We start from the raw sequence: 711 nt of genomic DNA, 5'->3' as shown, positions 1-711 counted from the left end.
GCAAGGCCTCGTACTGGATGTACTCGGCCTTACGCCCGGTGCGGCGAGAGTGCGTGCCAGGCGTCGCCCGGCAGGAGGGACTTTGCGGGCACGGCCTAGGTCTCAGGTCCCGTACGTACGACGGACGTTGATCATGCCGAGGCCCGATGCCGGGGCGCGATCCGGTCGGTCAGGATGCAGGGGTACCTCGACGACAAGGAGCGCACGATGTCGTACCCGGAGCACCTGCCGTACCCCGAGCCGCGCTACCACGGCGACCGAGGCGAGGTGAACGCGACGTTCCGCACGGCCGACACGCCGCCGGACATCTCCTCGCCGGGCGGCGGCGCCACTCACTACCTGGCGTCGCACGCCTCGACGGGCGGGGAGTTCGGCCTCTACAAGGTGGATCTGGCGGCGCGGTCCGCGGGCGCGAAGACCCACTTCCACCGGGCGATGTCGGAGTCCTTCTACGTCCTGTCCGGGCAGATCGAGCTCTTCAACGGCGACACGTGGGTGACCGGCCGTACCGGCGACTTCCTGTACGTCCCGGTCGGCGGTCTGCACGCCTTCAAGAACGTGACCGACGAGCCGCTCTCGATGCTCATGCTGTTCTCCCCCGGGGCGCCGCGCGAGGAGTACTTCGAGCAGGCCGCCGAGGTGGCCCGGCGCGGCGCCCGGGAACTGAAGGAGTTCCGGATCCGCCACGACAGCTACTTCGAGGAGGACTTC

The 711-nt window shown here is 69.2% G+C and carries 1 protein-coding gene; it reads left to right on the top strand.

What is annotated here, in order from left to right; translation table 11 throughout:
- Positions 1 to 207: 207 nt before the first annotated feature.
- Positions 208 to 711 (top strand): cupin domain-containing protein (locus tag GTW43_RS37305; RefSeq protein WP_161306396.1); only part of this gene is annotated, 504 nt, incomplete at its 3' end.

Origin of the sequence: Streptomyces sp. SID5785, assembly GCF_009870065.1 — a bacterium.
In the GTDB taxonomy this organism is placed as follows: domain Bacteria; phylum Actinomycetota; class Actinomycetes; order Streptomycetales; family Streptomycetaceae; genus Streptomyces.
This window is presented reverse-complemented; position numbering and strand designations above follow the sequence as displayed.